The sequence below is a fragment of the Ruminococcus sp. YE71 genome (assembly GCF_900119155.1).
GTDB lineage: Bacteria > Bacillota > Clostridia > Oscillospirales > Ruminococcaceae > YE71.
In genome coordinates this window covers 25,672-50,670 of record NZ_FPIR01000010.1, presented here as the reverse complement: position 1 = coordinate 50,670, position 24,999 = coordinate 25,672, and the positions used below count along the sequence as shown (strand labels likewise).

Genomic DNA, 24,999 nt, shown 5'->3' with positions numbered 1-24,999 from the left:
TACTCACAAAAGAATTGTCTGACCCGAAATTCAGATAGATGAAAAAACGACCAATGTAAAGGAGTTTGTTGACTATGAAAGAAATGCAGATCTTTGAGCCTGCCCTGTGCTGTGAAACAGGCGTTTGCGGAGCGAGCGTCGATCCCGAGCTGCTGCGCATCACCACCATGCTCGACCGCCTGAAAAAGAACGGCGTGACCGTCAGACGCTTCAACCTCAACAGTACGCCGCTGGAGTTTATCACCAATCAGACGGTGAACGCCTTTATCAACAAAAAAGGCGCTGAGGCTCTGCCCGTTGTGCTGGTGGACGGCAGCATCGTCATCGAGGGCAGATACCCCTCAAACACCGAACTTCTCGACCTGCTGGAACTGCCTGCTTCGGCACTTCTTCCGCAGGACTTCGGCGGAAATAACGGTGGCTGCTGCTGTTCGGGAAGCGGAGGAGGATGCTGCTGATGAGCGTTTTTGACCCTATCAGAACGATAAAGACAAAATACGTCTTTTTCACGGGGAAGGGCGGCGTCGGGAAGACTTCCGCCGCCTGCGCCGCCGCCGTATCACTCGCCGACAGCGGTAAAAAAGTCCTGCTCATCAGCACCGACCCCGCTTCAAACCTACAGGATGTGTTCGCGATGGAGCTTGACAACAAGGGCGTTGAGATACCCGATGTGCCGAACCTCACCGCCGCGAACCTCGACCCTCTCACCGCGGCTGCCGAATACCGCGAGAGCGTCATCGCGCCTTTCCGCGGAAAACTGCCCGACAGCGTTATCGCCAATATGGAAGAACAGCTCTCGGGTTCGTGTACCGTGGAGATAGCCGCTTTCAACGAGTTCTCGGGCTTCATCACCAACGATGAGATACGCGGCCGCTACGACTGCATAATTTTCGATACCGCCCCCACGGGACACACGCTGAGGATGCTTCAGCTCCCGTCGGCGTGGAGCAGTTTCATCAGCGAGAGCACCCACGGAGCTTCCTGTCTCGGACAGCTTTCGGGTCTTGAGTCCAAAAAAGCGGTCTACAAGCAGGCGGTGGAGACCCTCGCCGACGGTTCGATGACCACCCTCATCCTCGTGACCCGCCCCGAAGATTCGCCGCTGAAAGAAGCCGCGAGAGCGAGCGCCGAACTCAGCGAGCTGGGCATCGTGAATCAGTTCCTTGTGATAAACGGCGTGCTCGGTCAGCACGACGACAGCGTTTCCGACAGCCTGTACGCAAAACAGCAGAAAGCCCTCGGCGCCATGCCCGAACGGCTGAGGGAGCTTTCGGTCTTCACCATTCCGCTTCGTGCATACAACGTCGCGGGGATAGGCAACATCCGCGCTCTGCTCAGCAGTGACAGCGGCACCTGCACTCAGACGTCGTCCGAAGGGACGGCGGCAAAGCGCCTGTCCGACCTGGTGGAACACCTCGCGGAACGGCACAGGAAGGTCATCTTCACCATGGGCAAGGGCGGCGTCGGAAAGACCACCGTTGCGGCGGCTGTGGCGCTGGGACTGGCGCAGAAAGGGCTGAAAGTCCATCTGACTACCACCGACCCTGCGGCACATCTGAAATACGTCATCAGCGGCGGCGGAAACCTTACCATGAGCAGCATCGACGAGAAAGCCGAGCTGAAAAAGTATCAGACCGAGGTGCTGGACAAAGCCCGTGAGAGCGGTATGGCAGACTCCGACCTTGCCTACATCGAGGAAGACCTTCGGTCGCCGTGTACGCAGGAGATAGCGGTATTCCGCGCATTCGCGGAGATAGTTGGGAAGGCGGATGACGGTATAGTCGTCATCGACACTGCCCCCACCGGTCACACCCTGCTCCTGCTGGAATCCACCCAAAGCTACAACAGGGAGATACAGCGCACGAAGGGCGAGACTCCCGAATCGGTCAGACAGCTGCTACCACGTCTGCGGTCGGAGGAGACCGAGGTCATCATTGTGACCCTGCCCGAAGCTACGCCCGTCTACGAAGCCGAACGTCTGGAGGACGACCTGAACAGGGCTGACATCCGCGCACAGTGGTGGGTGATAAATTCCTCGTTCAGCGCCGCCGAGATAACCAACGGAATGCTCCGCGCAAAGGCGGCGAACGAGGCGGAGTGGATAGACCGCATCAGCCGCCGCACCAACGGCAGTTTCGCACTGGTGAAGTGGCAGACCGAGGAGGTCAGGGGAGATACGCTCCTGAAACTCTGAAAATACCGATACGCACAAAAGCACGCCTTTCTCTTGAAGAAAGACGTGCTTTGTATATAGGTAACGATCACGTAGAGTTCGGTTATCTGTCCCTCATGCGAACACTTCGTCGAAGGCTTCGCGGAGGTCGTTTATGAGGTCGTCGGCGTTTTCGAGACCTGCGGAAATGCGCACCAGATCATCCTCGATGCCTGCCTTTCTGCGGTGGTCGTCGTCGAGCTCGGCGTGGGTGGTCTTTGGCGAATTGACGATGAGCGAGCGGACGTCGCCGATGTTGACATGGTAGGAGAAGTATTTCAGATGCCTGATGAACCTGTCCAGCTGTTCCTCCGTGCCCCCGAATCCGAAGGACAGCAGATAGCCTGCGCCTTTCGGAAAGTACTTCGCGGCGAGCTCCTTGTAGGGGCTGTCCGATGCGGTGGGGTATTTCACGAATCTGACCTCTTTGCGTGTTTCGAGGAATGCGGCGATCTTTTCGGCGTTGCGTGTCTGCTTTTCCACGCGCTCCGAGATGGTGGAAAGACCCTGTATCACAAGGTAGGCTTCAAACGGTCCAAGCGCCGCTCCGATGAACTCCAGATAGTACGCCCTCAGATGGATGCCGAGGGGGCCTTTCGGGTCAACATCGTATGCCGAACGGCGGTTCCCGAGGCGGTCCTTTATCTTGTAGGAGGGCTCGTAGAACTGCGGATACTTTTCGCGGCTGTACTCAAAATTTCCGCTTTCGAGCACAGCACCCGCGATGGCGTTGCCGTGACCGCCGAGGGCTTTTGTCGCCGAGTAGATGACGATGTCCGCGCCGTGCTTTATGGGGTTGAGAAGGAACGGGGTCGCCACCGTGTTGTCCACGATGAGCGGTATTCCGTGACGGTGTGCTATCTCTGCAAGCGCCTCGATGTCGTAGAGCTCCGCGTTAGGATTGCTGATAGTTTCGATGTAGATGCCGCGGGTCTTGTCGTCTATCTCGGCTTCATAGGATGCAGGGTCGTTCCTGTCGGCGACGAACTTTATGTGCGAGCCGAATCTCGGGAAGAAGTGCGAGAACGCGTCCTCGCTTCCGCCGTAGATGGAATTGCTCGCGATGATGTTCCCGCCGCCCTCTGTCAGTGCGAGTATCGTGTAGGAGATAGCCGCCATGCCCGAGGAGAGCGCCAGTGCCGAATACGCGCCGTCCAGTGCTTTCAGCCGTTCTTCGAGGACTGCGGAAGTCGGGTTGCCGACCCTTGTGTATATCGCGTCGTCCGATTCAAGCGCCCAGATGGATTCCGCTCTGTCGAGACTTCCCAGCTCGAAAGCGGCGGTCTGGTATATCGGCACGTTCACCGAGTTGTTATGCTCGGCAGGGTCGTAGCCTGCCCTTATCCTTAGTGTATCAAAATCAGCCATTTCTCTTGCTCCTTTATGAAATGTGTCTCAGACATGAGGTGAAGTGTTCGCCGTCGGCTCTGACAAGTCCGCAGGCGCCCTTATCGCAGATACCGCTGCTGAATTCGGCGCATCGTGATGAGAACCTGCATCCCGTCGGTACTTCGATTATACTCGGAATATCCTCGGCGCGGTGAACGGTCTTTCGCACCTCGTCGGGGTCGGTCTTCGACCTCGAATCAAGCAGCAGCTTCGTGTAGGGGTGCAGGGGCTTGTCGAACAGCGCACGGGAAGGGGAGAGCTCCATTATCTTCCCGAGGTACAGCACGGCGACCCTGTCGCATATCTTCTCCACAACGTTCAGGTCGTGGGAGATGAAGATGATGGTGATGCCCAGCTGTTTTCTCAGCCGCAGCAGCAGTTTCAGTATCTCGTTCTGGATGGAAACGTCCAGTGCCGACACCGCCTCGTCCGCGATGAGTATCTTCGGACGTATCAGCAGCGCACGGCAGATGGCAAACCTTTGCAGCTGACCGCCGCTGAGGTCGCGGGGGTATCTTTCCGCCATGCTGTCGGTCAGTCCCATGTAGCCCATCAGCTCGCTCACGCGGCTTTCGTATTCATCCTTTGCCAGCTTGTGTACCTTCGCGGTCTCGGTCAGCGAATGCTTTATGGTGTAGTGGGGATTGAAGGACGCCTGTGGGTTCTGGAAGATCATCTGAATGTTCTCAGAAAGCTCCGCCGCCGACATCTTTTCCGTGTCCCTGCCGTTTACCGTGACTTTTCCGCTGCGGTCCTTTATCAGCGAGAGGATGCCGCGGCTGAGAGTGGTCTTTCCGCTGCCGCTCTCGCCCACGATGCCGAATATCTCATTCTCCTCGACCTCGAAGCTGACGTCGTCAACGATGGTGAGCTTTCCGCGGCTCTTCGAGTTTTTTCTGAATCTGAGGGTCAGCCCCTCTACGGTCAGTACAGCCATTTCAAGCCCCCCTTCTTTCCGTAAAATGACATTCCGCGAAATGGTCGTCGCTGACGTATCTCAGCGGCGGCTTCTCGCGGAAGCAGATGTCCTGTGCGTATTTGCACTTGTAGGCGTAGGCACATCCGCCGTGTTTTTCGCCCGACTTCGGCTGAGGTGCGGGATCTGCGTCCTCATCGCCGCTGTTGAGTTCGTACTTGATGTTCTTTATAAGCTCCTCGGTGTAGGGGTGTCTCGGCGAATGGAATATCTCCGAAACGGTGCCGCTCTCAGCCACATGGCCTGCGTACATCACCGTGACCGTATCGCATATCTCCGCCACCACACCGAAATTGTGGGTGATGCAGAGTATCGACAGGCCTTTTTCGTCCCTCAGCTTTTTCAGGAGTTCCAGCACTCTCGCCTGCATAGTCACGTCGAGAGCGGTGGTCGCTTCGTCGGCGATGAGCACCTTCGGGTCGCAGGAGACCGACATGGCTATCATGGCACGCTGTAACATTCCGCCGCTGAATTCGTGGGGATACTGTGCCGCGCGTTTCTCACCGGGGGTGACGCCGACGCTTTCAAGGAGCTCCACAGCCTTCGCGTACGCTTCCTTCTTCGGCAGCTTGCTGTGGGCGCGGATGCCCTCGGCTATCTGCTCGCCGATGGTGAACAGGCTGTCGAAGGAAGTCATCGGGTTCTGGAAAACGTAGGCTATCTGACTGCCGCGGAGTTTTCTCATGTCGCCCTCTTTGATGGTGAGGATGTCGGTGTCCCCGAAACGGATGCTCCCCGAATAACGGGTGTACCTCTCGTCGTGAAGTCTCATGACCGATTTCGCCGTGACCGTCTTTCCGCATCCGCTCTCGCCCACGATGCCGTGTATCTCGCCTTCTTTAAGGTCTATCCTCACGCCGCGGACGAGCTGCACCATGCCGTTCTCGGTGAGCATCTCGACGTTCAGGCCGCGTATCTTCAGGATCTCATCACTCATGTGATGTCACCGCCTTTTTGAACACAGGTGTGAAGTGGTGCCTGTGGAAGCCGTGACGCAGGTCTTTTCCGCGTCTGAGTGGTCTGATGTTCTTTACGTTCGGGTCGATGTACGCCATTATCTCGCCGCTCAGGAGATTCAGCGCGAGCACCGCCGCCACGATGAGTATGCCCGGGATGAGTGCCTGTACGGTGTGGGTCATGATGAACTGCTGTCCGTCGGAGAGGATGTAGCCCCAGTCAGCCTGCGGCGGCTGGACACCCAGACCGAGGAAGCTGAGTCCCGCTAGGTCGAGGATGGCGTATGCAAGGTCGAGGGTCAGCTCTGCGATGATGGTGCTGACGCAGTTGGGGAGGATCTGTAGGAACAGTATCCTCGCGCTGCTGTAGCCCAGCACTCGTGAAGCCTCAACGTAGGTCTTGTTCTTTTCGATGATGGTCAGCGAGCGGGTCAGCCTTGATATCATCGGGATGTAGATGACACCGAGAGCGATGATGCCTGCCGTTATGCCCTTGCCGATGATGCTCATTAGAACGAACGCCAGCAGGATAGACGGGCAGGCGAGGATGATGCTCCAGATGTTGTTTATCACAGTGTCGGCTTTTCCGCCGTAGTAGCCCATGAATAGCCCTGCGGGTATGCCCGTCACCACCGATATGAGCACCACTGCCAGCGCACTCAGCAGGGTTGTCCTGCCGCCGAAAAGCACTCTCGAAAGTATGTCTCTTCCCACCTTGTCGGTGCCGAGAAGATGACTTGAGGATACGCCGCTGAGCTTCTGTGTAAGGTCGAGCTGCTCGGGCTCATAGGGTGCAAGCAGCGGCGCTGCTGCCGAGGCTGCCACTATCACCGCCAGTATGACGGCGGAAATGACGAATACGGGCGTGAACAGTTTTCTGTTCTTTTTTATAATGTCATGCATAAGCACCCTCCTGTTCTTTTATCCTCGGGTCGATGACCGCGTAGAGGATATTGGTTATAAGATCTGCTGCGAGAAAAACTGCTATCACTATCAGTGAGACTCCCTGAACGACCGATATGTCGCCCACGGTCACGCCCTGCACGATGAGCTTTCCGAGCCCGGGGAATGAGAAGATGTTCTCCACCAGCACACATCCGACTATCATCGCGCCGAACTGTATGCCCGAGACGGTTATTACGGGGATGATTGCGTTTTTCAGCGCGTGTCTGAAAATTATCGTTCCCTCGCCGAGTCCCTTTGCCCGAAGCGCGGGCACGTAGTCCGAGCTGAGCTGTTCTATCATGCTGCTGCGGGTTATCTTAGTGATGAGCGCCACCTGATGCGCCGCCATCACAGCCGCGGGCAGAGCCAGCCTTTGCAGGTATTCGCCGAAGTTCGCGTAGCTGCCCGTGTAGGAATACCCGGGGAAATTCTTGCTGACCACGAGTATCACCAGTATGCTCATGAGGAACACGGGCACCGCGAACATCAGCAGCGTTACGGTGAGTATCAGCTTGTCGATGAGCGTGCCGCGCTTTACCGCCGACCACACGCCCAGCAGTATCGCCAGCGGCTGCGAGATGAGAAAGCTCAGGACCGCCAGCCCCACCGTTACGGGGGCGTATTTCAGTATCAGACTGCTGACGGTGGTCTTGTACTTCACGCTCTCGCCGAAGTCGCCTGCCGAGATGTTTTTCAGCCAGAATACATACTGCATGGGCACCGATTTGTCGAGGTCGTATTTTTCCAGTCTGCTCTGATAGGCTTCCTCAGACATCCTGCCGCCGCTCTGGGTGGCGAGCACGGGATTTATCCCCGACGCCTTCACCATCAGGAAGATGAACACGGTGGCCGCCAGCATAACGGGTATCAGCCCGAGTACTTTTTTCAGTATGTATCTGCTCATGATAAATTTCAGCTCTTTTCGTTGGTATCAGTTCTTGGCTTTTTTCACGTCCTTGAAGTGAACGTTGTAAAGCATCATGTTTGAGAATTTGTAATCGAGTCTCTTGTTGACTGCGATGTTTCTGTAGGGGCTGACAACAGGCACGTCTGGTATCTCGTCCGAAAGGATGGTGAGGGACTTCTTGATGATCTCGTCTCTCTCCTCGCCCTCAGCCGCCGACTGCTGCTGCATCAGCTTGTCGAACTCGGGGTTGTTGTACTCAAACCAGTTTGAGCCGCCCGCTCCGTTGTTTGTGGAGACGAACATGGGCTGTATCGCTCCAACAGGGTCGGGATAGTCCGAACCCCATGCGGTGTACAGAAGCTCATATGTTCTGGTCTCGGAACCGCCGTATCTCTGGGTGAGCAGGTCGGCGTGGGTGAGACCCTCAAGGGTGATGTTGATGCCTATCTGAGCCAGATCCTGCTGTATTGCAAGCACCACCGACTCGCCCTCGCTGGAAAGCTCGTAGCTGAGGGTGGCGTCAAAACCATTGGGGACAGAGGACTTCGCCAGATATTCCTTCGCCTTTTCAGGGTCGTAGCTGTATTCATCCAGCGAGTCGAAGAATGCGTTCCACTCGGGGGTGTCGGGCTCGATAGTCCTCTCGAAGGGGAGCGACTTTCCGTAAACACCGAACTTGTTGTTGTAGAGCGCCTCTGCCAGCGACTTCTTGTCGATGGCGTAAGCGACAGCCTTTCTGACGTTCACATCGTCAAAGGGCTTCTTCGTGGTGTTGAAGGATACGAAGTAGGTGAGGAACATATCAACGGAGTCGATGTTGACGTTCTCGTAGTTCTCGACTTCCTTCAGCGAATCAGGAGAAAGTGAGAAGGCGATGTCCACCTGACCCGACTCCAGCGAGAGCTTCGTCACCGACTCGTCGGGGATGTTCTTGTAGACCAGCTTGTTGAAGTCGAGGGACAGATCCTTGTCCCAGTACTGTTCGTTTGCGGTGAGGACTATCTCCTCGCCCGGCTCCCACTCGCTCACAACGTAGGGACCGCTTCCGATGATGCCGCCCTGCGCTGTGCCGAAGTCCTCGGCGTGCTCCTCAAAGTACGCCTTCTCAATGACAAGTCCTGCCGATGTGGAGAGGGAATTCTGCCACATGGAATCGGGAGCCTTGAGCTTGACGGTAACTTCGTAGTCGCCCGTCTTTTCGATGGTGTCCACGTTATCGAACATCCATGCCAGCTCCGAGGGGTTCGAGGTGTCTCTGTGCCTTTCCAGCGAGAACACAACGTCGTCAGCCGTCAGCTTGTTGCCGTCGGAGAATGTCACGTCGTCGCGTATCTTGTAGATGTAGGTGGTCTGGTCGGGATGTTCGTAGCTTTCTGCGAGGAACGGCTGTACCTGATTGTTGCTGTCAAACTCGAAGAGTCCCTCCGCCACCTGCATGAGGATGGCGTCCGCCTGGTCGGAGTAGCCGTGTATCGGATCGACGACGCTCAGCTCGTCGGTGACGGCGATGGTTATGGTATCTTCACTTTCTGCCGAACCGCCGTTTCCGCCTGCGGTCTTGTCCGAAGCTGCTGTAGAGCTGCATCCCGTGAGCGCACCTGCTGTCAGAAGAAGTGCGGTGACGGATGATAATATCTTTTTCATATTCTTTCTCCTTGTTTTTTTACTGTCAGGTCCTGTAGGTCGAAAGGACGCCGTTGTATATCTCTTCGATAACTCTGAGACCGCCGTTGTAGCCGATGTAGGTGCAGTTGAGCACCAGACGGTAGGTCAGCGGGATGTTCAGCAGGAGCAGGTCTGCGTCATGTTCTTTTGCGTAGTGGCTCTCCCATGCGGAGCCGAGTATGATGAACCTGTTCTTGTGGTCGTCCTTGTCTATTTCGAGTAGTATCTTCTCGCCGTCGGTCTCGAATACGGGGGTCACGCTCCTGTATTCGGAGATGTTGTTCAGTTCTTCAGTCACGAGCTTTTGGAACTTCTCGGGGGTATTGTCCGAGATGAACACTCCCGAGGGGAGTATGCCGAGCTCGTTCACGAGGAACTTCGACATCCCGACTGCGTAGGAAGAATCCAGCACCGAGTAAAATCGCCTCGGTATATTGTACTTGAATTCGAGGATGAAGTCCGCCATTCGTTCGAGGTAGATGTAGAAGCGTTCCTCTTCTTTCTTGATGAACTGTTCGGTGAGCTTCTTGTCGGCGCCCACAGCGTCGGCTACCCTGCGAAGGAAATCGCTCGTCTGTTCTCCGCCTACGGGGAAGTAGGGGAAGTGCAGATAGGGCGTGCCGTACTTTCTTTCGAGGTGCTTTGCTATCTTCACCCCTGTCCATGCGTCAGCCACGATGTTTAGCTGTGCGTTTGGGATGGTCTTCCATTCATCCAGTCCGCCCGAACGGGAACCGAACAGGATGTTCACCTTCAGCCCGATGCCTTCGAGTATGCGTTTGAGCTCTTCGAGGTTGCCTTCCCAGTAGGGGTCCTGGTCGGGGATGGAAGAAAAGACGTTCACCAGTCCCTTTTCCACGCCCTCTCCGACGCGGTACTTGTCAACGTACTGGTCGATGATGGCGTTGACCACCGTGCTGTGGCTCGAATAGTTGTTGCTCTTGAATCCGCCCGTTTCGGCGTAGACCACGGGCTTTCCCTCTTCCTGATACCTTTCGGCAACACTTGCGATGTCGTCGCCGATGATGTCCGAGGTACATCCCGTCAGCACCACGAACAGGTCGCCGTCAAGCACCTTGAAGGAAGAGCGTATCAGTTCGTCCAGCTTGTTTACGCCGCCGAACACGACTTCCTTGCTTCCTGCGTTGGTACATGGGATCGAACCGCCGCCCACATAGGACTGCCCCTGTCCGAGAAGCCCGTGTACCTTGAAGGCGCATCCCGGACCCGAGTGGACTATCGGGACAGCGCGGGTTATGGCAAGCACCGTCTGCTGTGCGCCGAGAGCGCAGGTGTATTTTGGATGTGAGATGAAATTGCTCATTTGCTGCCGCCTCCTATCGTGAATGTATCCACGGACTGTTCAAGCCACCATTTTGTATAGGGCATTCGCGCGTGTTTTTGCAGATTCTTCGTGAACTCGATGGTATCGAGGGTCTCAAGTATCTTCTCGGCGTAATTCAGGATGCCCTTATAGCCGAAAGCGAACTGCTCGTCGTCCATTATGAAGGTCGGCAGACCCAGCTTTGCGCCCCAGACCACTATGCCGGGGTGACGGGCTATGAGGATGTCAACGTCGATCTTGTTGAGGACGTTGACTATCTCGAAAATCTGCTTGTTGCAGACGCGGTAATTGGGGATGTTGCCGTACATCTCAACGGTGTTCGCAAGGGCGTCGGATTCGGTGTTGCCGTTGTCGTAGAAGGCGTCGTGGTGATACACCGACGCACCAACCAGCGTCATGCCGAGATCCTGTATCAGCGAGGAGAGGGAGTGTCCGAATGCCGCTCCTGCGGTGACGTAAGCTCTCTTGCCGCTGAGCTTTTCCCTGTACTCGTTCAGCTTCGGCTCTATCTCGCGGTGGCGGCGCTCGATTATCTCCTCGACCTGTTCTTCGCGGTCAAGGACTCTTCCGAGCTCGCGCATCCATCTGTCGGTGCCCTTGATGCCGAACGCGGGTGCGAACTTGATCTCGGGAACGCCGTACAGCTGTTCGAGCGCCGCCCCGAGGTAGGAACCCAGTGTCGAGCATATCTGGATAGTAGCGGCGGCTTCCGAGATGTATTCCAGCTCCTCGTAGGTAGCGTAGGGGACGATGTACTGTGCTTCGTAGCCCAGCTCGTTCAGCAGGTCGTCGAATATCCTGCTGCCCCAGAAGTTTATGATATTTACCTTGTTTGTCTTTTTTCTCGTGGGCTTCACGATGCCTTTGAGCACCGAGTGGAACGCCGCGTCGAAACCGCTCGTCCACAGCTTTGAACGAAAGCCCTCACAGATACAGGGTGTCACGGGGATGCCGAACTCTCTGCTCAGCTCGTCCGCTGCCGCACCCACGTCGTCGCCGATGATGCCCGATGCGCATGAGGTGGTGATGAATATCGCCTTCGGCTTCTCCCGTGCGAATATCTCGCGGGCTGCCTCCTTCAGCTTTTCGATGCCGCCGAAGATAGTGTTCTTCTCCAGCAGGTCGGTGGAATAGAATCTGCCGTTGTAATCGGTGATACCGAAGTCGCTCAGTCCGACGCGGTTGATGAAATCAAAGGACTGGAAATCGCTTGCGCATCCGATGGGCGCGTGATTGATGACTACCACCCCTCGTATTCCCGACAGCTGACAGAAGGCGTTGCCCGATCCGCAGCCCGTGCTCTGGCTGAAAGCTCTGCCCTTGTCCTTCAGAGTGCCGCACTGCGACAGCTCCACCAGCTCGGCGGCGGTACCGCTGAAATTCGTCACCGAACCGAGTCTGACCTCTCTTATAGTCACCTCGGGGAGCTCGATGTTAATTGCAGGTACCTTGGTTTTGACTGTTTGAACCATTCGATCATTTCCTTTCACTTTCGTGCGTGAACTTTTGACAGTCCGTTTTTTCAAACGGAACATATCCGATGTGATAATTATATTTCAGACCGCAGAATAAGTCAAAGGAAAAACCCGATAACGTTATCGTGAGACCGCCGCCGCCGTCAGCAGTCGGGACTGTACGGGAACATCGCATTTTTTCACAAATTGTCGGGCTTTGGCAACTCTGCAAGAATGAAAGAAAAAAGTTCATATATTCTTATTCAAGATACCTAAACGCAGAAAGTATAAATCTATTCTATCTTGCAATATAACAATTATAGGCGAAATTTATACCTGAAAATAACGGCAACGTTTTCATGAAAAAAACACTGTGAGACCGCGGTTTCACAGTGTGGGGCAGGGAAGACGTGCATAAAACGAAGCAGTTATACGATTACGTTATCATGTGACCGTTTCACAATAGATTTTGCCTATATATAAATATATGCCGCACCTATGTGACATTCGGCGCGGCACTTATCCTCGGTGGGAGAAAAGGTCTGTGTTGGATGTACGTTGTGTAAATAACATATTAAGTCTATTGACTAACTATGATTATGATGCTATAATAATCATATAAAATGTAAGGAGTGCAAGTGAAAATGGAAATGGAGATCCCGAACAACATAGAACTTTCGGTGGTCAGGAAGTTCCGCCGCACCATCTGGTCAAGATTCCTCAAAGGCATCAAGGAATACGACCTGATACAGGAGGGCGACAAGATAGCCGTCTGTATCTCGGGCGGCAAGGATTCGATGCTGATGGCCATGTGTATGAAGCGTCTGCAAAGATACTCGAAGGTGCCGTTCGAGGTGGTGTTCCTCGTTATGAACCCGGGCTACAACGAGATAAACTACCAGAAAATAAAGGAAAATGCCCTTCTGCTGGACATCCCGATACAAGTATTTGAAACACAGATATTCGACGCGGTGGCGAAGGTCGATCAGCACCCCTGCTACCTCTGTGCAAGGATGCGCCGCGGCTACCTCTACAAGACCGCGAAGGAGATGGGCTGCAACAAGATAGCCCTCGGACACCACTTCGACGACGTTATCGAGACCATCCTCATGGGTATGCTCTACGGTTCGCAGGTGCAGACGATGATGCCGAAAATACACAGCGAAAACTACGAGGGGATGCAGCTCATCCGTCCAATGTACATGGTGCGCGAAGCCGACATCATCGCGTGGAGACAGTACAACGACCTGCAATTTATCCAGTGCGCATGCCGCTTCACCGAGAACTGCACCATGTGCGACAACGGCGGCGGCGGTTCAAAACGTCAGGAGATAAAGACACTCCTGAAACAGCTTCGCGCGGTGAATCCCTCGGTGGATATAAATATATTCCGCAGCGTCGAGAACGTCAACCTGCAAACGATAATCTCCTACCATCTCGGCGACGAGTACCATCATTTTCTCGACGATTACGATGGGGAAAGGCGGCAGAAATGAGCACGATCTACCTCGATTATTCCGCCGACACGCCCCCCGACGAGAGGGTGCTCTCGGTGTATGCGCAGTCGGCGAGGGCGTTCTTTGCGAACCCGAATTCGGCGCACAGCTTCGGCGCTTCGGCAAAGCAGATAGTCGATAACTCCCTCACGAAAACGGCGGAACTGCTCGGCGTTTCGTCTGATGAGCTTATCCTGACCAGCGGCGCCAGCGAGGCGAACAACCTTGCGGTCAAGGGCATCGCATGGGCGAACCGTCGCCGCGGAAAGCACATTGTCTCGACCTTTCTCGAACACAGCTCGGTGAGCGGTGCGCTGACATATTTGCAGGAACAGGGCTGGGAGATCGACCTCGTGGACATCCTGCCGAACGGCAAGGTGGATATCGAGCACCTGAAAAGGCTCCTGCGCACGGATACGGTGCTCTGTGCGGTCTGCGCGGTGGACAGCGAGCTCGGAACTGTCCAGCCTGTCGCCGAGATAGCCGAAGCGGTGAGCATCCACCCGAATTGCAGGCTGCACGTCGATATGACGCAGGCGGTCGGGAAGATACCCATCGACCTGACGGGCGTCCACACGGCGAGTTTTGCGCCTCACAAGTTCTACGGGCTGAAGGGTAGCGGAGTGCTCTACAAGGCCAAAGGCACGGTGGTCGAGCCGCTTATCCACGGCGGCGCGAGCACTACGATCTACAGGAGCGGCACCCCCGATGCGCCCGCAGCGGCGGCGTTATCGACTGCGCTTGAGCTTGCATTCAGGGAGCGGGAAGAGCGTTTCAGCCGCGTGAAGGCGCTGAACGGCAGGATCCGCGCCCACTTCGAGGGGAACAAGAAGGTGACGGTGAACAGTCCCGATGACGCCGTCCCCCACATCCTGAACCTGTCGGTCAGCGGCATCAAGGGCGAGGAAATGCGCCGCCTGCTGGACGAAAGGGGAGTCTGCGTGTCGGTGAAGTCCGCCTGCTCGGTGGCGAATACCCCGTCAAGAGCGGTGATGGCGGTCTCCCGCGACCGCAAACGCGCCCTCACTTCCTGGCGTATAAGCCTCTCCCACCTGACCACCGACGCCGAAGTTGACCGCTTCCTTTCTGTTCTTGACTCTGTTTTGAACTGCTGACGTGGGGAGAGTGCGGGTCTTGCTGGGGGGGGGAACATTTCCAAAGTCTTTTAATATGTCGTTCGTTAGACGTGGTTGGAAAGATAGGCTATCACCATTTCAAGAGATACCATCTGAACATCTTATGTAGGGTGGGGGCTTGCCCCCGCCTTTTTTATGCGCACACATCATGTTATGGACTCTTTTCTGTTTTTGGTGATATGGGTGAAGTTCACTTTTTGGTTTACTGTATCTACTCACAAAATATACGGCAAATGTTTGTAGAAAATTCACAAAAAAGCTGTCGGATCAATAAATTATAAGAAATAACCTGAAATGTTGAACCAACTGTGATATTATCGTTAACGTGGAAAAAACGTTGCCGTTCGGTAATAGTTTTTTCTGATGAGTACAGTAAATGAAGTGCAGAGCGCTTCAAAAAAATCTATACAAGGGTGGAATTCTTATGACGCAAAATGTTATGAAACGGACTCTCGCGGGTCTGACGGCTCTTCTGAGCGTGACGGGCAATATCCCTGCGGTCGTGGGAACGACAGGGCTGTTTGCCGAAACGGCTATCGTTGTGAGCGCGGATGAGTTACAGTAAAATACCGTAAATATCACAGATCTGAAAGGCGGCAGCGGTGCGTTTGATATTACTAAGGCAATACCGCACGACCATTGTGCGTCAGATGCGCCGCACCAGCGAAGCTGGTGCCACAGATTTTTCGTCAGATTGTCTAAATTCGACGCAGGCTTGCTGACGCAAGTCAAGGAGAATTTGGGCAATATGACGGAATAATATGTGTATCAAGCTTATGCTTGATACGGCATATGACGTGCAAAGGCGCGAGCCGGTGGTTGTGCGGTGTTGCCCTAAAGAAGGCTTTAATTTCTTAGGAGACAGCTGTGATTCAGACGGCTTGAATTTCGGCTATACCTCTGCTTTGGGTGACGTTTCTGTGACCATCACAGCACCAACGGGCACTTCAATAAAAAAGTAGAATTTACGACGTCGTATGATGGAAATGACTCGGTAGGCTATACCAAAGCTTCCGTGGGAAAAGTAAGTGTTTCGGGAAACAAGGTCGCAATCTCCGATATAAACAACGACAGTGTTACTATCTCAAATCCTGTCAATGGATTTAGATGGATCCGGTTCAATGCTGTAAAGATAACATATTATGTTCTGCCGGAGTTTTCGGGAAGCTTCAATAAGGTTAACGATGTGAGCACAGTAACAGCGGACAGTATCGGCAAAATTGACCCCGATACAGCAAAGAACTGGCTGATCTACTATATTAATACGATCAAGGCTGCGGACCCCGATCCCAACGGTTTTCGTGATTTCTTCTTTAAATATAAAGGTAAATACTATTATGAATGTGTAAGTTCTTCAGGTTTTAATTCTGATTACTTCAGAAGTTCAGATTTCAAATGGGGTATTGCCGATACCGAAGCATCTGCTTTTGAAGATATGCAATCGTGGGACGATGACGGTGACAGGATATTCATATGGGACAACACACCGGTACAGTCTGTCACTAAGGTCACCCTTACCGATGAAAACACCACCGTCACAATGGCAAATAATTCCGCAAGGGTAATATCTGTTGTTGCCGATGAAAAAACACTGACGACTGCCGATTACACCGTTAAATACAAGAACTCTGACGGCATAAATACCACCAGACCTACCAAACCTGGCAATTACACCGCTATTATCAAGGGTAATGGCAATTATAAGGGCAGTGTAGAGAAGAAGTTCACTATTGCGGTGAATACGACGGAAATGAGCGAAACTATCGATGTGACTTCAGGCGAAACGCGGACTACTCAGACCTATAATGGCAGAAAATGCTCGGTGATGGGCTATAATCATGACGGAGATGGTATTGCAGTTAGTTCTGATTATTACGGTGAAAACCGTGTTTTGACCGTAAATGCCGCACAGGGCTATAAGATAACGAAGGTCGAGTATACTATCGACTGGCTGAATCCGGCGCTGACCTTAGATAAATTGAAGATCTCTGACGGAATACTGTCCTCTGAGAATTTTGCAAACTATGGTGTTATTTTCGCAGACATACTTGATGGAGATGTAAATGAGCTTGTATTAAGTGATACCAAAGTACCTATGGTAAATATCAGATCTGTCAAGGTATATTATGAAAATACACAGCCTATCACCCTTACAGATGAAAACACCACCGTCACAATGGCAGAAAACTCCGCAAAGGTCGAATCCGTTGTTGTCGGCGAAGCAACATTGACGGCTGACGAATACACCGTTTCATACAAGAACGCTGACGGTACAGATCTTTCATCCGCTCCGACCAAAGGCGGCTCGTATATCGCTGTTATCACGGGTAAGTGGGATTATGTGGGGTCTGTGACGAAGCCCTTCACTTTCGTTTCATACGAAAAGACCGATGCCAAGACTGCTACCTACACCGAGGACGGCAACATAGAGTACTACACAGGCTCTGACGGCAAACTCTACACCGACGATCAGGGTACTTTGCTCACCGACCGCAACAACGACAACAAGGTCGATCCCGACGACACCATCGTCAGCGCTCTCGGTCACAGCTGGAACGCTCCGACCTTTGAGCGGACTGAGACCGCAAACGGCTACACAGCCACTGCGACATGCACCTGCAAGACCGAAAAGTCTCACACCGAGACGGTTGACGCAACCGTTACTGCTTCTGTCACCACGAACCCCACCTGCACCGAAAAGGGCGTCAAGACCTATACCGCAAAGGTGACGATCGACGGCGTAGAGTACACGGAGGATAAGTCGGTCGATATCGCAGCTCTCGGTCACGACTGGAACTCTCCGACCTTTGAGTGGACTGAGACCGCAAACGGCTACACAGCCACTGCGACATGCACCTGCAAGACCGAAAAGTCTCACACCGAGACGGTTGACGCAACCGTTACTGCTTCTGTCACCACGAACCCCACCTGCACCGAAAAGGGCGTCAAGACCTATACCGCAAAGGTGACGATCGACGGCGTAGAGTACACAGAGGACAAGCAGGTCGATGCTGACCCGATCGGCCACGAATGGTCCGCTCCTACATACACATGGTCGTGGGTAAAGGCTACTGGCGAGTGGAAGTGTACCGCTAAGCGCACCTGCTCTAATGATGAGACTCACATCGAGACAGAGACCGCGACCGTAACAAGCAAGATCACCACTCCCGCAGAGCCCACATACGTTGCAGACGGTAAGACCGTTTACCTCGCGACCGTTAAGTTCGGCGACAAGACTTATACCAACACCAGAACAGTCGCTATCGATAAGCTGACTTATACCGCTCCGACCGTGACATTCGAGAAGGGCGAGAACGCTGTCAAGCTGAACTGGACAAAGATCAAGGGCGCTGAGAGCTATGCAGTAGTTGCATACGTAAACGGCAGCTGGGAAAAGCTCGCTGAGGGCAATACCGATACTTATACCATCAAGAACCTCACCGCAGGCAAGTGGAAGCTCCTCGCTCAGACCACAGCAAAAGAGACCACATTCACCAAGACCAAGGTTCCCGCAGGCTCCTATAAGGTAGTCGTAGGCGCTAAGATCAACGGCGAATGGGATATCAGCAATCTCAACCAGAGAGCTGTTACAGTTACTATCAAGTAAGACTTCACCTCATCCAAGTAGTCATAAGAACCTTAAAGATCGGCAGCCCCTTCGGGGGCTGTTGGTCTTTTTTGTCCGAACACAAAAAAAGGACTGCCCTTGAGCAGTCCCTTTTTATGTACTGTTTAATATCAGAATCCGAGGATCTTCTTGAAGCTCTCAGCGAGCTTTCTTTCCTGAGCATCGGCTGCCTCACGGGTCTCGCCGATGGTGGTGTAGTAAGCCTTTATCTTCGGCTCGGTACCGGACGGACGGATGATGACCGAAGCGTCCTGTTCGAGTCTGAACGCAAGAACATCGCTCTTGGGCAGCTCGATGGGAGTTACCTTGCCGTCAGCGATATTGGTCTCGGTGGAAGCGAGGTAATCGCCGAACTTCTCTACCTTGAGTCCGCCGATCTCGGCAGGGGTATTCGTTCTGAGGTCGGACATTATCTCCTTCATGCGCTCCATACCGCTTGCGCCCTCGCATACGAAGGACTCCTGAGAGTGCTTGTAGTTGCCGTATTTAGCGTACATTTTGTCTCTTGCGTCGAGGAGCGAGATGCCCTTGGTGCGGTAGAACGCAGCCATTTCGCAGATGAGCATGGAAGCCACAACAGCGTCCTTATCGCGGACATACGAGCCCGAAAGGTAGCCGTAGCTCTCCTCGAAACCGAAGATATATCTGTCAGCCTCACCGTCAGCCTCAAGGAAGCCAATCTGTTCGCCGATGAACTTGAAGCCTGTGAGAACTTCGCGAAGCTCAACGCCGTACTCCTCAGCCATCTTCTTGCAGATGTCGGTGGAAACGATGGTCTTTACCGCAACAGGTCTTTCGGGCATGGTGCCGAGAGCCTTTCTTTCGGAGCAAACATACTCCATCAGCAGAGCGCCTGTCTCGTTGCCCGAGAACAGAACGTAGTCACCGTCGGGAGAAGGAACTGCGATACCTACTCTGTCGCAGTCGGGGTCGGTCGCCAGCAGCAGGTCGGGCTTCACGGTCTCACAGAGTTTCAGACCGTAAGCGAGAGCCTCCTTGATCTCGGGGTTCGGGAAGGGGCAGGTGGGGAAATTGCCGTCGGGGTTCTCCTGCTCGGGAACTACGGTAACTTCCTTGACGCCGATCTGCTTGAGGATAGCGCGGACGGGCTTGTTGCCTGTGCCGTTGAGCGGGGTGTAAACGACCTTCAGACCGCTGTCAGCCACGAGGTCGGTGTGGATGCCCTGCTTTCTTACCTCGTCGAGGTAATCGTTGATGCACTTGTCGTCGATGTAAACGATCTTGCCCTCAGCAACTGCCTTGTCGAAGTCAGCTACCTTTGCGCCGCCGAACATGGGAACTTCGCCGATCTTGCCGATAACGGTGTTCGCAACGTCGAGGGTGATCTGGCAGCCGTCAGAACCGTATACCTTGTAGCCGTTGTACTTGGCGGGGTTGTGGGAAGCGGTCACCATGATACCTGCCGAGCAGCCGAAGTAGCGTACAGCGTAGCTGAGCATCGGGGTGGGCATAAGCTCCTTGTAGATGTAGACCTTGATGCCGTTCGCAACGAGGACGCTTGCAGCAGCCTTTGCGAAAACATCGGACTTGATGCGCGAATCGTAGGAGATAGCCACCGAGCCGTTCTCGAAATCGCCGTTTACGTAGTCCGCAAGACCCTGGGTAGCGCGTCTTACGGTGTATATGTTCATTCTGTATGCGCCTGCGCCGATAACGCCGCGGAGTCCGCCCGTACCGAACTCAAGGTTGCGGTAGAAACGGTCGATGATAGCCTCTTCGTCGCCCGCAATGCTTTTCAGCTCTGCGGAAAGGTCAGCATCTTCGGTAGCGTTTGCGCACCAAAGCTCATAAAGTGCCTTGATCTCATCTGTCATAAAATATCACCTCATAAAAAAATAACGGTCTGAAAGCTGATGAAGCTTCGTCTCACTCTAAATTATATCATATTTACCAGAGTAATTCCAGTATGTTCGTGACATTTAACAATTTGTTCACGATTTTCAATAATCAGCATAATGATAACGTTTAAATAAACACAAATAAATATATGAAATCACTGAGACCAGTACTTCTTATCGAGCGTTCTGTAGCCTGTCGCTTCGATGATGTGTTTCGTGTCGATGACATCGCTCCTGTCGAGGTCGGCTATCGTCCTTGCCACCTTCAGCACCTTGTCGTAGGCGCGTGCCGACATCCCGTAAGCCTCGAACACCCGTCTGAGGGCGGTCTTTGCGCTGTCGGTCATGACGCAGACCTCTGACATCATATCGGGGGTGAGCTTTGCGTTGCAGGTGACGGGTGTGCCCTCGTAACGCCTGTTCTGTATGTCACGCGCCGCCTGCACTCTCTCTCGTATGGCTTCGGAGGGTTCGGCTTTCCTGCCCGAGGACAGATCCTCGAACTCAACCGAGGCGGCTTCGACGTTGATGTCTATCCTGTCGAGCATCGGCCCCGATATCTTCGAGAGGTAGGTCTCGACCTTCTTGCGGTTGCAGGTGCATTTTCGTGTAGGATGGCCGTAGTAGCCGCAGGGGCAGGGGTTCATGGCGGCGACCAGCATGAACGACGAGGGATATGTCACCGAACCTGCCGCGCGGGAGATGGTCACCTTGCCGTCCTCAAGGGGCTGACGCAGTATCTCAAGAGCGTTGCGGCTGAACTCGGGAAGCTCGTCGAGAAACAGAACGCCGTTGTGGGCAAGGGAGATCTCGCCCGGGCGCGGTACGCTGCCGCCGCCCGAAAGTCCTGCCGTTGAGACGGTGTGGTGGGGCGAACGGAAGGGTCTCTCGGAAACGAGGGGATGCTTCGGGTCTATCTCACCCGCCACAGAGTAGACGTTCGTCGCGGCTATCGCTTCCTCGAAGGTCATCCTCGGGAGTATGGAGGGCAGCGCCTTTGCGAGCATTGATTTGCCCGAACCCGGCGGCCCGATGAGCAGCGCATTGTGACCGCCGCTCGCCGCCACTTCGAGTGCGCGTTTTGCAAGCTCCTGCCCCTTGATGTCACAGAAATCGGCGGTGTGTTTCAGCTCCTCGTCCGCGGGTGTGTATTTCGGCTGAACGGTCAGCCTGCCGCCTATGGAGAAGTGCTCTATCATCTGCCGCAGGCAGTTCACCCCGTAGACGTTCACACCGTCCACCACCGAAGCCTCGGCAGCGTTTTCCTCGGGGACGTAGATGTCGGTGATGCCCTGCTCTCTTGCGAGGATGGTCATCGGCAGCACTCCGCGGACGCCCCTGACCTCGCCGCCCAGCGACACCTCGCCGATGAATGCCGACCGCTCGGTATCGCAGCCGCGTATCCAGCCCTGTGTCATGGCTATCGCCATCGCGATGGAGAGATCGTGGACGGTGCCTGTTTTCTTCACGTCGGCAGGAGCGAGGTTAACGATGACGCGTTCCTCGGGGAAGCTCAGCTTTGAAGAGCGGAAGGCGCTCTTCATACGCTCGCGGCACTCACGCACCGCGGCGTCGGCGAGACCGATTATCTGGAAATCGGGCAGATCCTTACTCGTCTCTATCTCGGCTGTGACGGGGAAAGCGTTGAGTCCCGTCAGCCCGAAGCTCTTTATCTTGAAGAACAAGCGCAAGCCCTCCTAATGATACGTTTTTTTGTACAATTAAAGATTGGAATCCAGGAATGTGAGTATATCCGCATATACCTCTTCCTTGTTAAGCTCGTTGAGCAGTTCGTGGCGTGCGCCCTCGTAGAGCTTCATCGAAGCGTCGCAGCAGTATTCGCACATCCTGTTGTAGACGTTCTTCACGCCTTCTCCGTAGCTGCCAACGGGGTCTTCCGTACCAGCCACGAGCAGCATCGGAATGTCCTTCGGCAGGTGGGAGTACCACTTGTCATCCGAAACGTAGTACAGCACCGAAGCCATGTTCATATAGCCGTTGACGGTGAAACGGTAATTGCAGAGCGGGTCTTCGGAGTACTTCGCGACTATCTCCTCGTCGCGGCTGACCCATTCGTAGCCCGTTTTCGCGTCCTTGATGCGGTCGTTGTACTTGCCGAAGCAGATGGCATCCAACAGTTTGCTGGTACACTGGTCGCCCTTGACGCGCTTTATCGCCTCAGCCTGTGTGAGCATGATGGTGATAGCCGCTTTGCCGAAGGTCTTTTCCTTGCCCGAGAGCATATTGAACAGCTTCTTGCCCATGTTCTGAGCAGACTGACCGCCGAGGCTCTTGTCTATCTCGTCCTCAATCTCCTCCGCCTTCGTGAAGCCCTTTGAGGTGACGTTCTTCACCTCGGACTCGAAGCCGTCGGCAGTACCCATGAAGATGTAGCCGTTGCAGGCTCTTGCGTGCTTGACGGCGTAAGCTCTCGCCATGAAGCTGCCCATGCTATGTCCGAGCAGGAAATAGGGCGTGTCGGGATATTCTTCCTTCATCAGCTTTGTCAGGCGGAACATATCGTTAACGACCATCTGCCAGCCGTTTTCGGGCGCGAAATAACCCAGCTCGGCAGGGGAATCCACGGTGCGTCCGTGACCGATATGGTCGTTGCCGCACACCACATAGCCATTGTCCGCGAGCCGGCTCATGAAGTCGCGGTAGCGGTCGATATATTCACACATTCCGTGGGCTATCTGTAAAATTCCCTTTGGCTCGCCGTCGGGACGCACAACGATGTAGTAGCACTGATGCAGCCCGTCCGAGCTCGCGAATCTCTTTTCTTCAAATTCTCTCATTGTAAAGACACCTCTTTCTGTTGTCCTGCCATATCTGTCTGTGCATCATTTTCCAATGTAAGGATACACTACATTAATTGTACCACATTCTCGCTAAAAAATCAAGTCCCACCCTCACAAACCGCGCATCTTCAAGCACTTTGCAGCTCTTAGTGACCGCTTGCAAACTATTTTGGTCAACAAACGGTCAACTCTTAAGCTGCTGCAAGTTATTTCAACCTGCGTTTAACATATCTTTTCACAAGCTATCAGCCCGTTTTGCGCTTGGGCATTTTCGGTATAGCCTTGGTTACGACCTCACAGCAATGACGGTCATTGTCTTTGAGGGTATGACTGTAGGTACGAAGCGTTACATCAGGTCGGGAGTGTCCTGCCCTCTTTGCCGCCTCGGGTATGCTTATGCCGTTCTGAAGCTGTAAGCTGATCGCTGTGTGTCTGAACTGATGAGGGTGTATTCGCGAGAGATGGTTTTTATCCGTAAAGTGCTTCAGCCAGTTTCTCGCTGTGCTGGGGCTCATAAAATATCCGGGGTTGGATATTTGATCGTAGGTATCACGAATATCGACGTACCGAACCAGCTTATTTCTTTTCTTCGTGAGCCTTTCTTTCATGTCCGAAATCTTTGACATAAGGCTTTCGTTCTTCCTTTTGAGCATAATTCTATCGGCTTGTGTCATGATATTATTTTCGTATACTGCTGTTCTGTATGTTTGCAGGCGAGCAAATTCTTCGGCGGACAAATCGGTTCTATTGGTATTAGCGAAATAATAGTCCGACTGCTCAATGAGCGTTTGCACCCTTTCTTGCTCCAAAAGAACGGCAGAATACTCCTCATGCTCCTTTTTGATCTCCGCGGAGAGCTTAATAATTCTGTTTTTCAGATCGCTTATCGAGCTTATATGATCCCAGTTCATGACCGCGATCTGCGCAGAAAGGCGGTAACAGTCAAGATCGTTATCCGTTCCATACGGACGCTCGGTATCATACCTGCGCGGCACTTTTCTTCTTTCATCGGCAAGAATACGGACATCGCCTAATACGTCAATATATGCACGCTCGATCTCTGTATTAGTGAAATGCAGATTGTCAATATTTCCGACCGCTCGCCAAAGAATTCTCGCTTTAAGCGATTCTTCGGTGTAGTCCTCGCCTAATGTTTTCAGACGGACAGAACGTTTCTTCCCAGGGGCTGTTACAGAGATATATTTCCCGCGATTAATGATGAACCTGCGCCTTTCAAGCGCGGCAAGCAGTTCTTCTACCGTATTTACCGTAGGCAGCAGATCGTCGATTTCATTACGGATACATTCCTTCCACGAGGTGCCGTTCTTCTGCTGCTCCCATTCGTAGTGCGAGATCGACCTACCCTCACCCTCAAAGTTTAGCGCGGGCGTAACGCCGAACATTCTGCATACCTCGTTGGACTTCTCGCGGACAAAGTGCAGCGACCGCATATTAGCATTATACTTGTGCCCGGTCAGCGAATAAGTATTTATTGCGAAGTGAGCATGGACGTGCGACTTGTCGGTGTGAACGGCTATGACCGCTTGGACATCTTTTCCAAACGCCTTTATCACAAGGGTCTTGGCTATCTTGAAAGCAAGCTCAGGTGAAACGTTCTCGGAATCGGCAAAGCTCATGATGTAGTGAATGGTCTTGACATGGGCGCGACCTTTCTTGGGCTTGGGGCTGTCGAATCTGTGACCGCTGTACTGCTCGTAAACCGCTTTCATCTGCAAATACGCCTCGTAAGGGTCGGTGGTGCAGTTGAGCGAGGTCGTGTAATGCAGCTGCTCGGTCTTATCGGCGTTCAGAATGTAGCTCAGATTATCCTGAACGGTGCTGTGAACACAGACGTGCTTGACATACGGCGTAAGTGCTCTACCTCCTCCCGCAACTTTTCTACATCGGCAGCATAAATGCAGTTCGTTTCGTTTGCCTTCTTCGCCACCTGATTGATATTGTGAGAAATAATACGCATTCCGTTAAATAGGGGCGCGAGTTCTTTGGCGTCATAAAACAGGGCGGGCTCCCGCACCGCCATTTGTCTGATGAAAGCGGTTGTATTGGTATTATACTAAACGACCTGATGTTGTTTAGTACAAAACAAACGCCCAGAAAACAGGCGTTTGAATAAAATGTCGGTATGGTACTGCTTTGATTTGAAAGGAGTTACTATGGCAAAGCAGACCATGGGACGAAATTCGTCCTACAATGCAGGAATTTACGTCCG

18 protein-coding genes are annotated in these 24,999 nt (G+C 53.6%); 6 read left to right on the top strand and 12 right to left on the bottom strand.

Translation table 11 applies throughout. The features are described from left to right. Positions 1 to 74: 74 nt before the first annotated feature. Together arsD and arsA are read left to right on the top strand one after the other, a co-directional pair. Complete coding sequence (gene arsD, locus BT142_RS10545) at positions 75 to 458, top strand: arsenite efflux transporter metallochaperone ArsD (RefSeq protein WP_072418161.1); 384 nt, start codon at positions 75 to 77, stop codon at positions 456 to 458. After that, on the top strand, positions 458 to 2,194 hold the full coding sequence (arsA, locus tag BT142_RS10540; protein ID WP_072418160.1) for an arsenical pump-driving ATPase: 1,737 nt from the start codon (positions 458 to 460) through the stop codon (positions 2,192 to 2,194). Before arsD ends, arsA begins: the two co-directional genes overlap by 1 nt. A 93-nt stretch (positions 2,195 to 2,287) precedes the next feature. On the opposite strand, the gene BT142_RS10535 is transcribed toward arsA, so the two are convergent. Genes BT142_RS10535 through BT142_RS10500 form a run of 8 tightly spaced genes read right to left on the bottom strand, consistent with a single transcriptional unit; the run spans position 2,288 to position 11,867 of the window. Further along, the gene (locus BT142_RS10535; RefSeq protein WP_072418159.1) at positions 2,288 to 3,580 is read right to left on the bottom strand and encodes an O-acetylhomoserine aminocarboxypropyltransferase/cysteine synthase family protein; all 1,293 of its coding nucleotides are present in this window, start codon (positions 3,578 to 3,580) and stop codon (positions 2,288 to 2,290) included. 13 nt (positions 3,581 to 3,593) lie between these two features. Continuing rightward, positions 3,594 to 4,538, bottom strand: coding sequence for an ABC transporter ATP-binding protein (locus BT142_RS10530; protein ID WP_072418158.1), 945 nt, complete (start codon positions 4,536 to 4,538; stop codon positions 3,594 to 3,596). Position 4,539: 1 nt separating this feature from the next. Beyond that, a complete protein-coding gene (locus BT142_RS10525; RefSeq protein ID WP_072418157.1) occupies positions 4,540 to 5,514 on the bottom strand; it encodes an ABC transporter ATP-binding protein in 975 nt (324 codons plus the stop codon). Then, positions 5,507 to 6,436 (bottom strand): ABC transporter permease, encoded by a 930-nt coding sequence (locus BT142_RS10520; RefSeq protein ID WP_072418156.1) that lies wholly within the window; start codon positions 6,434 to 6,436, stop codon positions 5,507 to 5,509. Before BT142_RS10520 ends, BT142_RS10525 begins: the two co-directional genes overlap by 8 nt. After that, positions 6,429 to 7,382, bottom strand: a complete 954-nt coding sequence (locus tag BT142_RS10515) for an ABC transporter permease (protein ID WP_072418155.1) — start codon at positions 7,380 to 7,382, stop codon at positions 6,429 to 6,431. The genes BT142_RS10520 and BT142_RS10515 overlap by 8 nt, the downstream gene beginning before the upstream one ends. 27 nt (positions 7,383 to 7,409) lie before the next feature. Beyond that, positions 7,410 to 9,029: an ABC transporter substrate-binding protein gene (locus BT142_RS10510; RefSeq protein WP_072418154.1), complete on the bottom strand. Its 1,620-nt coding sequence runs from the start codon at positions 9,027 to 9,029 to the stop codon at positions 7,410 to 7,412. Between the two features lie 25 nt (positions 9,030 to 9,054). Beyond that, positions 9,055 to 10,374: a nitrogenase component 1 gene (locus BT142_RS10505; protein ID WP_072418153.1), complete on the bottom strand. Its 1,320-nt coding sequence runs from the start codon at positions 10,372 to 10,374 to the stop codon at positions 9,055 to 9,057. Further along, the gene (locus BT142_RS10500; RefSeq protein ID WP_072418152.1) at positions 10,371 to 11,867 is read right to left on the bottom strand and encodes a nitrogenase component 1; all 1,497 of its coding nucleotides are present in this window, start codon (positions 11,865 to 11,867) and stop codon (positions 10,371 to 10,373) included. Before BT142_RS10500 ends, BT142_RS10505 begins: the two co-directional genes overlap by 4 nt. Before the next feature lie 626 nt (positions 11,868 to 12,493). Here BT142_RS10500 and BT142_RS10495 point away from each other — a divergent pair. The 4 genes from BT142_RS10495 to BT142_RS10480 all read left to right on the top strand — a co-directional run bounded on the left by BT142_RS10495 (position 12,494) and on the right by BT142_RS10480 (position 18,088). Continuing rightward, on the top strand, positions 12,494 to 13,345 hold the full coding sequence (locus BT142_RS10495) for a tRNA 2-thiocytidine biosynthesis TtcA family protein (protein WP_347497659.1): 852 nt from the start codon (positions 12,494 to 12,496) through the stop codon (positions 13,343 to 13,345). Continuing rightward, positions 13,342 to 14,460: a cysteine desulfurase family protein gene (locus tag BT142_RS10490; protein ID WP_072418151.1), complete on the top strand. Its 1,119-nt coding sequence runs from the start codon at positions 13,342 to 13,344 to the stop codon at positions 14,458 to 14,460. The genes BT142_RS10495 and BT142_RS10490 overlap by 4 nt, the downstream gene beginning before the upstream one ends. Positions 14,461 to 14,920: 460 nt before the next feature. Continuing rightward, complete coding sequence (locus tag BT142_RS19870) at positions 14,921 to 15,046, top strand: hypothetical protein (protein WP_278277572.1); 126 nt, start codon at positions 14,921 to 14,923, stop codon at positions 15,044 to 15,046. A gap of 621 nt (positions 15,047 to 15,667) precedes the next feature. Next, positions 15,668 to 18,088 (top strand): hypothetical protein, encoded by a 2,421-nt coding sequence (locus tag BT142_RS10480; RefSeq protein ID WP_139275799.1) that lies wholly within the window; start codon positions 15,668 to 15,670, stop codon positions 18,086 to 18,088. Positions 18,089 to 18,219: 131 nt separating this feature from the next. Here the strand turns inward: BT142_RS10480 and BT142_RS10475 are convergent, their stop codons facing one another. The 4 genes from BT142_RS10475 to BT142_RS10460 form a co-directional block, all read right to left on the bottom strand. Next, positions 18,220 to 19,944, bottom strand: coding sequence for a phospho-sugar mutase (locus BT142_RS10475; protein ID WP_072418148.1), 1,725 nt, complete (start codon positions 19,942 to 19,944; stop codon positions 18,220 to 18,222). 179 nt (positions 19,945 to 20,123) lie between these two features. Then, positions 20,124 to 21,653: a YifB family Mg chelatase-like AAA ATPase gene (locus BT142_RS10470; protein ID WP_072418147.1), complete on the bottom strand. Its 1,530-nt coding sequence runs from the start codon at positions 21,651 to 21,653 to the stop codon at positions 20,124 to 20,126. Positions 21,654 to 21,689: 36 nt separating this feature from the next. Beyond that, positions 21,690 to 22,766 (bottom strand): alpha/beta fold hydrolase, encoded by a 1,077-nt coding sequence (locus tag BT142_RS10465; RefSeq protein ID WP_072418146.1) that lies wholly within the window; start codon positions 22,764 to 22,766, stop codon positions 21,690 to 21,692. 248 nt (positions 22,767 to 23,014) lie between these two features. After that, positions 23,015 to 24,592, bottom strand: a complete 1,578-nt coding sequence (locus BT142_RS10460; protein WP_278277573.1) for a relaxase/mobilization nuclease domain-containing protein — start codon at positions 24,590 to 24,592, stop codon at positions 23,015 to 23,017. Positions 24,593 to 24,999: the final 407 nt, after the last annotated feature.